Raw genomic sequence first — 234 nt, forward strand, 5'->3', positions numbered from 1 at the left:
GCTCAAGCAGACTTTCTGAATAGTCGGTGGTAATAAAGGGGTGGGTTAATTTTGAACCTAATTTTTCTGGATGCGGTGTTTGTGCCAAATAACCATCAGGTCGCACACGCAGCCCTTCTTTTTCGATACCGCGCAGCATCCCTACTAAAAGTTGACTGTCAAACCATTTTGGAATGGTAAAATTGGCAAAGGTTGGGGCGAAATTACTCATAATAGTCATCTATTGTTATTCAT

1 pseudogene is annotated in these 234 nt (G+C 41.5%); it reads right to left on the bottom strand.

The features are described 5' to 3' along the window. Positions 1 to 211 (bottom strand): annotated as a pseudogene (locus tag AAEY79_RS16485) (glutamate--cysteine ligase); the annotation flags it as partial. Between the last annotated feature and the right edge of the window lie 23 nt (positions 212 to 234).

Origin of the sequence: Psychrobacter sp. GW64-MNA-CIBAN-0177 (genome assembly GCF_040309585.1) — a bacterium.
GTDB classification, from domain to species: domain Bacteria; phylum Pseudomonadota; class Gammaproteobacteria; order Pseudomonadales; family Moraxellaceae; genus Psychrobacter; species Psychrobacter okhotskensis.